The organism is Rhodococcus sp. NPDC056960, from assembly GCF_042674125.1.
In the GTDB taxonomy this organism is placed as follows: Bacteria; Actinomycetota; Actinomycetes; order Mycobacteriales; family Mycobacteriaceae; genus Rhodococcus_F.
This window is the reverse complement of the sequence record NZ_JBHURF010000071.1, coordinates 1-9,842: the sequence shown is the minus strand read 5'-3', so window position 1 is coordinate 9,842 and position 9,842 is coordinate 1. Positions and strand designations below refer to the sequence as shown.

At 66.5% G+C, this 9,842-nt stretch carries 1 protein-coding gene; it reads left to right on the top strand.

What is annotated here, in order from left to right; genetic code table 11:
- On the top strand, positions 1 to 9,842 hold a 9,842-nt coding region (locus tag ACFTWF_RS44735; RefSeq protein WP_378467483.1), incomplete at both ends, for an amino acid adenylation domain-containing protein.

The following is a 9,842-nucleotide window of genomic DNA, read 5'->3' as shown; positions in this document are numbered from 1 at the left end:
GGGGCGGATCGAGGGGTACGAGATCCTCGAGCCCGACGAGCGGGAGTTGGTATTGCGGAGCTGGAACGACACGAGTGCACCGGTACCGGAGTCGACGATTCCGGGTTTGTTCGACGCCCGGGTGGCGGCGACGCCGGATGCGGTGGCGGTCACGTTCGGGGACGAGAGCTGGACCTATCGGGAGTTGAGTGGTCGCGCGAATCGGCTGGCACGCAGGCTGGTCGGTGCGGGTGTGGGTCCGGAGGTGCTGGTGGCGGTTGCGCTGGAGCGGTCTCCCGAGATGGTCGTCGCGGTTCTCGCGGTGCTCGGGGCCGGGGGCGGGTATCTGCCGATCGACCCCCGGTATCCGAGTGCGCGGACCGGGTTCATTCTCGCCGACGCTGCGCCACTGCTGATTCTGACGGACACTCCCACCGCAGGCACGTTGCCGGACAACGACATACCCCGGATACTGCTCGACGTCGTCTCGGGTGAGGTTGGACACGGGGAGGACATCATCCCGGTCGACCGCACGACACCACTTCGGCCGGGTAACACCGCGTACGTGATGTACACCTCCGGATCGACCGGCACCCCCAAAGGGGTCGCCATCGACCACTCCAATGTGATCAACCTGGCGTTGCACGGATGGCCGGACGGACCGGGTGAGCGCGTGTTGCTGCATTCGTCGATGGCGTTCGATGCGTCTGCGTACGAGCTGTGGCCGACGCTGCTCGGCGGAGGCCAATTGGTGATAGCCCCGCCTGGGCCACCGGACATCGACGTGCTCGAGCGGGTCGTCGACGCGGGTGATGTGACGTCGATGTTCCTGACTACCCCGCTGTTTCACCTGTTGAGCGATTCGCCGGAACTTGCGAGGGGAGCACTCGACCGGCTACGCCAGGTGGTCACCGCGGGTGACGTGGTGTCGCCGAACGCCGTACGACGCCTCCTCGCTCGCCATCCGCGGATCACCGTGGTCAACGCGTACGGTCCGACGGAAACCACCGTGTGTGCCACCGCGTACTCGACAACCGGATCGAAAGGCTTCGACGACCAGGTCAGCATACCGATCGGGGTGCCGATCGGGAATGCCCGTGCACTCGTGTTGGGACCAGGGATGGTCCCCGTCCCGGTGGGTGTGGTCGGGGAGTTGTACATCACCGGATCCGGTGTGGGCCGAGGGTACATCGGTCGGCAGGGGTTGACGGCGGAACGGTTCGTGGCGTGCCCGTTCGGCGAACCCGGCTCACGGATGTACCGATCGGGTGATCTCGTGCGGTGGACGAGCGACGGTGTGCTGGACTTCGTGGGCCGCGCAGACGAGCAGGTGAAGATCCGCGGAATCCGAGTCGAACCCGGAGAGATCGAAACGGTGTTGGTCTCACACCCCGCGGTGGGCTCGGTGGTGACGGTGGACCGCGTAGGTCCGTCGGCGCAGAAGGTGCTGGTGTCGTACGTGGTCCCGGCGCCCGGGGCCGAGGTGGACGTCGAGGCGTTGCGACAGTTGACGGTGGGCCGTCTGCCGGACTACATGGTGCCGTCGGCGATCATCGTCGTCGACCGGATACCGCTCACACCGGTCGGCAAGCTCGACCGCAGAGCACTTCCCGAGCCTGATCTCGCATCCGATACTCCGTACCGGGCACCGCGATCCATTGCCGAGCAGACATTGGCGGCGGTGCTGGCCGACGTTCTCGGGGTCGATCGGGTGGGTATCGACGACGACTTCTTCCGGCTCGGCGGGGACAGCATCATGTCGACGCAGGTGGTGTCGCGGGCACGGTCTCGAGGAGTGCTGGTGTCGGCTCGAGACGTATTCGAGCGACGGACCGTCGCCGGGCTTGCCTCCGTCGCGAATCCGGTGAGGGATGAAGACTCCGTCATTTTCGACGACGTGCCGTTACCGAGTCCGACTCCGGAACAGTTGTCCGCCGTCGCGGCGCGGTATCCCGAGGCCGTGGATGTGTGGCCGCTCGCACCGCTGCAAACCGGTCTGGTCTTCCACGCAATCCTTGCGACCGAATCGACCGATGTGTATGCAGTGCAGACGGTGCTGGGTCTGTCGGGTCAGGTGTGTGCGGACCGTGTGAAGGCCGCCGCACAGGCGATGGTGGATCGCTACGCGAATCTGCGGGTCGCGTTCCTCACGGACGGGGTGGCAGAGCCGGTGCAGGTGGTGCTCGAGGGCCTTACAGTGCCGTGGTGGGAAGCCGACGTCCGTGGTGTCGAGGCCGGGGAGCGCGACGACAGGCTGGCACGGCTTCTGTCGGACGATGCAGCTGCCGGATTCGACCTGTCGGTGGCACCCCTCCTGCGCTTCGGATTGGTCACGATGGGCGACGGAGACTTCCGGCTGGTCGTCTCGTATCACCACGTGTTGCTCGACGGATGGTCGATGCCGTTGCTGATGCGGGAGATGCTGACCGTGTACGGCGCGGGCGGGGACGGATCGGTGCTGGAACCTGCGGTCTCGTATCGCCGGTATCTGGGGTGGCTCACGACCCAGGATCGTCGTCGGTCACTGGCGGCGTGGGGGGAAGCGCTCGACGGTGCGGAGCCCGCACTGCTCGCGACGGGGCGTCCGGAGTCGGCACGGGGATCGTCCGTGATTCGGCGTGAGCTCGACGAGGGTGCGTCGTCGGAGATCCTGGAGTTGGCGTCTCGGTTGTCGGTGACGGTGAATACTCTTGTGCAGGTTGCGTGGGCGATCGTGCTGGGCGTGTATACCGGCCGTCGTGATGTGGTGTTCGGCGCGACGGTATCGGGTCGGCCTGGGCAGATTCCCGGCATCGAGTCGATGGTGGGCCTGTTCATCAACACGATCCCGGTGCGGGTCCGGGTGGATCCCGAGGAATCCATCGTCCGGTTGATCGGCCGGGTTCAGGCGGAGCAGGCCGGGTTGATCGAGCATCATCATGTTCCCTTGCCGGAGATCCAGCGTGTGGCCGGCGTGGGGGCCCTGTTCGACACCTTGACGGTGTTCGAGTCGTACCCGAACGATCCGCGGAGCCTGTCCTCCCTTCTCGAGTCGGTCGGCTCCCTCTCCATCACATCCTTGAATTCGTATGGGGGAACCAACTATTCGCTGACTCTCGCAGTGGAAGCCCGTGAGCGGATGTCCGTATCACTGTGGCATGATCCGTCCTTGTTCGACGCAGGCGAGGTGCAGGGGATCGCGGACAGGTTCCAGCGGGTCCTGGAATTGCTGGCGGCTGCGCCGGAGTCCGCGACGGGCGACATCGACCTTCTCGGTCCGGAGGAACGGAACCGGCTGGTTCCCGTACACGGCGGGCCGGCGGAGACGGTGCGAACATTGCCGGAGATCCTCTCTGCGGCAGTCGCACACGATCCGAGTGCGGTGGCGGTCGTGTGTGGAGACCGCTCGCTCACCTACCGAGAGCTGGAGGACGAGTCCAATCGCATCGCACGGGTGCTGATGTCACACGGAGTCGGGCCGGAATCGGCCGTGGCCGTGGCCGTGCCGCGATCGGTCGAGTCGGTGCTGGCAGTATGGGCCGTCGCGAAGACAGGTGGTGCGTTCGTCCCTCTCGATCCGTCGTATCCCGCGAGTCGGCTCGCGTACCTGATCACCGATTCCACCGCGCGGTTCGGAATCACGGTCGCCGAGTGTGTCGGTGCCCTGCCGAGAACACTCGACTGGTGGGTGCTCGACGATCCGGAGGTGCGAGCCGGGTGGTCCGATCGGTCCGCTGAGTCGGTGACCGACACGGACCGGATCACTCCGCTACGGACCGATCATCCGGCGTACATGATCTATACATCGGGGACGACGGGTGAGCCGAAGGCCGTCGTCGTACCGCACCGAGGACTCGGCAGTCTCGCGGCGGAGATGGCAGAGAGGTTCGCCGTCACAGCGGATGCACGCGTGCTACACGTGGCGTCGCCGAGTTTCGATGCATCGGTGCTGGAGTACCTGGTGGCGACGGGTTCGGCAGCATCGATGGTGGTGGTTCCGGCGGGAGTGGGCGGTGGTGAGGAGCTGGGCCGGATTCTCGAGAGCGCGGACGTGACGCACGCGTTCCTCACCCCGACGATGTTGGCGACGGTACCCGTCGAGCGGATGTCGTCGGTGCGGTGCCTACTCACAGGTGCGGAGGCGGTTCCGGTGCCGGTGGTGGAGTCGTACGCCGCGGGACGGCGCATGCACGACCTGTACGGGCCGACCGAGGCGACGGTGGCGGTCGCGATTTCGCCCCTCTTGAAACCCCACCGCCCGGTGACTCTGGGCGGACCGGTGCGGGGTGCGTCCGTCGTGGTGCTGGACACGCGGCTGCGACCGGTGCCGCCAGGGGTGGCGGGGGAGTTGTATGTCGCCGGTGCGCCGCTGGCCCGGGGGTATCACGATCGGCGGGGACTGACCGCGGCGCGGTTCGTGGCGAATCCGTTCGGCGGACCGGGCGCGCGGATGTACCGCACCGGCGATGTGGTGCGGTGGGTCGAACGCGAATCCGCTGTGGAGTTGGAGTATCTGGGGCGCAGTGATTTCCAGGTCACGGTGCGGGGCCGGCGGATCGAGTTGGGCGAGATCGACGCTGTCCTCGCGGAGCAGCCCGCGATCGGATCTGTGGTGACGGTCGATCGCGTGGGTCCGTCCGGGCAGACGGTGCTGGTGGCGTATGTGATCCCCGCGCCCGGGGTCGAGGTGGATGCGGCGGTTGTGCGGACAGTGGCCGCGGGCCGCCTACCGGAGTACATGGTGCCGTCGGCGATCGTCGTACTCGAGAGGTTTCCGCTCACACCGGCCGGCAAGCTCGATCGCAGGGCGTTGCCGGAGCCGGAGTTCTCGTCGAGCAGAGCGTTCCGGTCTCCGCAGACCGAGACCGAGGAGATCCTGGTGCGCGTGTTCGCCGAGGTACTCGGTCTCGAGCAGGTGGGGATCGATGACGGGTTCTTCGATCTGGGTGGCGACAGCATCCGGTCGATCCAGTTGGTATCGCGCGCGAAGGCGCGGGGTGTGCTGGTCACGCCGCGGGATGTGTTCGAGCACAGGACTGTTGCGAGTCTGTCCGAGGTTGCAGTCCTGAACCGCGATTCGGATCAGGTCGTGCTCGAGGAGTTGTCCGGTGGCGGAGTGGGGTCGATGCCGTTGACGCCGATCGGGCGGTTCCTCCTCGCGCGGGGTGGTGGCTTCCGCCGATTCGCGCAGTCGATGTTCTTGGAATTGCCCGACGGTATCGATCGGGCCGGGCTGGTCGCCACAATCGGCGCCGTCCTCGTCCACCATGACATGTTGCGGTCGCGTCTGGTGACCGGTGACGCCGGGGAGCAGGAACTTCGGGTCGATCCGCCGGAGGCGGTCGACGTGGATCGCCTGATTCGGCACGTCCACTGTGATGACGCACCGGGCGACCCGGCATGGCTGCGGCTCGCGTCGGCCGAGTTGGATGCGGCCCTCGGGCGTTTGGATCCGGGGGCGGGCGTGATGGTGCAGTTCGTCTGGCTTGACCGCGCGCCCCGGCACGGCGACCAGTCGGCGCATCGTGTGGGCAGGCTACTGTTCGTGGCCCACCACCTGGTCGTCGACGGTGTGTCGTGGCGGATCATGATCCCGGACCTGGCGGCGGCATGGGCCCAGGTGCGTGCCGGCGAACGCCCGGTACTGCCGGCGGCCGGGACGTCGATGCGGCGGTGGGCACACGGGTTGGTGGACGAGGCGGTGCGGCCCGGGCGTGTGGCCGAGTTGCCGTTGTGGCAATCGATTTTGGAGGGCCCCGACTCGCACTTGGGTCCGCGCAGGTGCGACCCCCTCCTCGATGTTCTGTCCACCGTCGAGCACGTGCGGATCCAGGTGCCCGCCGATGCGACAGCGTCGCTGCTCACCACGGTCCCCAAGATCGTCCGCGCCGGCGTCACCGATGGTCTGTTGGCGGGGTTGGCGATGGCCTTGACCCGCTGGCGCCGCCGTCGGGGCGTGGTCGAGCCGTCATCGTTGATATCTCTGGAGAACCACGGTCGCGAGGAACAAGTCGTACCCGGAGCGTATCTGTCCCGCACGGTCGGCTGGTTCACGACATCTTGTCCGATACGTCTCGATATCGCCCGCGCCGATCTCGACGACGCGTTCGCGGGCGGACCCGCTGCCGGGACCGTGATCAAAGCGGTCAAGGAACAGATGCTGGCGCTACCCGACCGCGGCATCGGTTACGGGATGCTTCGGTATCTGAACGCGGACACCGCACCGCAACTCGAAAAGTATCCGGGCGCACAGGTCAGTTTCAACTATCTGGGGCGGATCTCGGCAATCGATGTTCCCGAGGAATTGCGTGACCTCGGTTGGATGCCCGCCGGCGAGGGAACGGAACTCTCCGGGACGATGGACCCGGACATGCCGGCGATGGCCGAAGTGGACATCAATGCGATGGTGACCGACGGTCCGGACGGTCCCCGGCTCGGTGCCGTATTCGGATCGCCCGCCGGGGTGCTCTCCCGTGACGACGTCCAGGAACTTGCCGACCTGTGGTGCGACGCAGTCTGTGCACTGGCGCGGCACGCGAACGCGCCCGGGGCCGGCGGACTGACACCGTCCGATGTTCCCTTGGTGTCGGTGTCGCAACGCGATATCGAGGCGTGGGAGGACCGGTATCCGGGCGTGGTGGATGTGTGGCCGTTGACGGCGATGCAGTCCGGTCTGTTGTTCCACTCGATGCTGGCCGGTTCGTCGTTCGACGCGTACACGACGCAGCTCGTTCTCCATCTCCGCGGAAGGGTCGATCCCGAACGGATTCTCGTTGCGGGACACGCGTTACTGGCTCGCCACGCGAACCTGCGGACCGCGTTCGTCGACGATTCCGAGACCGGGCCGGTGCAGGTCGTCCTCGACGCCGTCGCGTTGCCATGGCGCGAGGTCGATTTGCGGAACCTACCGGAGGACACACGCGACGGTGAGCTCGAACGTCTTCTCGTGGAGGATCAGGCCACACATTTCGACCCGGCGACACCGCCGCTGATCCGATTCACGCTCGTGACGGTGGGACAGGAACGATTCGAGCTGGTGATCACCCACCATCACGTACTGCTCGACGGGTGGTCGATGCCGGTTCTGGCCGAGGAACTACTCGCGCTGTACGTCTCGGGAGGCGACGCCGCCGCGTTGCCGAGTGCTACCGGGTACCGGAATTTCCTGGTCTGGCTGGCCGACCGCGACCGCGCCGAATCTTCTCGAATCTGGGCCGAGGCCCTCGACGGGGTGGACGAGCCGACCCTGTTGGCACCCCCACACGCGATGCGGGAATCCGCGTCGGGGGAACTGCACGTGACGGTCGACCTACCTCCCGATCTGTCCGCGAAGTTGTCGGTGCGGGCCGCCGAACTGGGTGTCACGCTGAACACCGTCGTTCAGGGAGCGTGGGGGATTCTGCTCGGACAGTTGTGCGGCCGGCGGGACGTCGTATTCGGGGCGACGGTCTCCGGCCGGCCGGCCGGACTGGCCGGAGTCGAGTCCATGGTCGGCTTGTTCATCAATACCGTGCCGGTGCGGGTGCGGTCCGCACCGGGCGACACGGCCGCCGAGTTGTCGGCCCGGTTGCAGGTGCAGCAGGCCACCTTGATCGACCATCATTACCTCGGGTTGACGGAGATCCACAAGGCTGCAGGGGCGCAGGAACTCTTCGACACTCTGGTCGTGTTCGAGTCGTACCCGGTCGATCGCGCCGCGTTGGCAGCCGCAATCCCCATCGACGGAATGGTCGTCACCGGAGTCCGTACGATCGACGCGTCGCACTACCCGATGACGCTGATCGCGAGAGTGGACTCCCAACTTCGGTTGACAGTGGCGTATCTGCCGAATCTGTTCGGCGCCGCAGCGGTCGAAAGTATCGCCCGGCGGCTCACCCGTATCCTGCAGACAGTCGCGGACGACCCTCAGGTGGCCGTGGACCGTATCGACATCGTCGAACCGGGCGAGCGTCGGTTGGTGTTGGACACGTGGAATGACACCGCCGTCCCCGTGCCGGAGGTGACACTTCCCGACCTGTTCGAACGCCAGGCGGCTGTCACGCCGGACGCGGTGGCCCTGACGTCCGACGATGAGCAGTTGACGTATGGGGAGGTCGAAGAGCGAGCGAACCGGTTGGCTCGGAGGCTGATCGCGCACGGTGTCGGTCCGGAGTCACGGGTCGGTGTCGCCATACGACGTTCGACCGACCTCGTCGTGGGAATCTACGCGGTCGTGACGGCAGGTGGAGCGTATGTGCCGATCGACCCCGACTATCCCGGCGAACACATCCGGCACATGATGGAGTCCGCGGCGCCGGTCTGTGTGTTGACGCGATCGACAGATCGCCCGAAGATCCCGGGCGGTGTCCCCGTGGTGGAGATCGATGGCCGGCAAGGATGTGAGATCGACCCCTCACCTGTCCGCAACGAGGAACGCACCACCCCGTTGAGGCCGAGCAACACGGCGTACGTGATCTTCACGTCCGGGTCGACGGGTCGACCGAAGGGGGTCGCGGTCAGTCATTCCGCGATCGTGAATCAGTTGCTGTGGATGCGGGACCATTTCGGCTTCGACCGCGACGACGTTGTGTTGCAGAAGACCCCCGCGACGTTCGATGTGTCCGTGTGGGAGATGTTCCTGCCACTGGAGGTCGGGGCGCGGCTGGTGATCGCCAGGGCCGAGGGGCACCGCGATGCGACCTATCTCGCGGAGATGATCAGATCGGAGTCGATCACTACCGTCGACTTCTCTCCGTCGATGCTCGCTTTGGTCCTGGAGCGCCTCGCGCCGGCGGATTGTGACTCGCTTCGACGCGTCTTCTGCGGCGGCGAAAACCTGTTGTCCTCGACGGCGAACCACGTCATGGAGCACAGCGGCACAGCGGTCTACAACCTGTACGGGCCGACCGAAACGGCCCTTCAGGTCACCCACCATCGCTGCGGCCCTTCAGTCGACACGAGCGCGCCGATCGGCGCGCCGGTGTGGAATTCGCAGGTGCTCGTTCTGAATGCGGGTTTGGTTCCGGTTCCGGTGGGTGTGGTGGGGGAGTTGTATATCGCCGGGGTGCAGTTGGCTCGCGGTTATCTGGATCGGTCGGGGTTGACGGCGGAGCGGTTCATCGCGTGCCCGTTCGGGGCGGTGGGTGCCCGAATGTATCGGTCCGGGGATCTGGTGCGCTGGACTGCCGGTGGTGAACTCGAGCTCGTGGGGCGGTCGGACGAGCAGGTGAAGGTGCGGGGCGTCCGAGTCGAACCCGCAGAGGTCGAGACGGTGCTGCTGACACATCCCGCGGTGGCTCAGGCGGTGGTGGTGGCCCGCGCCACCGGCGGTGGCACCGAGCTGATCGGATACATCGTTCTCGCTAGCGACGGTGCCGGCCGGTCACGTGATTCGGGAACCGAGGTTCGTGGTTTCGTGGCCGGGTTGTTGCCCGAGTACATGGTGCCGTCGGTGATCATGGTGGTGGATCGGTTGCCATTGACGGCGAACGGGAAGTTGGATCGGAAGGCGTTGCCGGTACCGGAGTTCGCGGGGAGGGTGTTCCGTGCGCCGCGGTCGCCGGTCGAGGAGACGCTGGCGTCGCTCTACGGTGACGTGCTCGGTGTTCCGCGGGTGGGGATCGATGACGGTTTCTTCGATCTGGGTGGGCATTCGTTGTCGGTGACGCGTCTGGTGAGCCGGATTCGGTCGGTGCTGGGGGTGGAGGTGCCGATCCGGGTGGTGTTCGAATCTCCGACGGTCGCCGAGCTCGCGCCGCGTCTCGGTGCCGGTGCGGTTCGGACGCCGCTGGCGCCCCGTGCGCGGCCCGATCGGGTGCCGTTGTCGTTTGCGCAGGCGCGGTTGTGGTTCCTGTTCCGGTTGGAGGGGCCGTCGGCGACGTACAACATTCCGGTGGCGGTGCGGT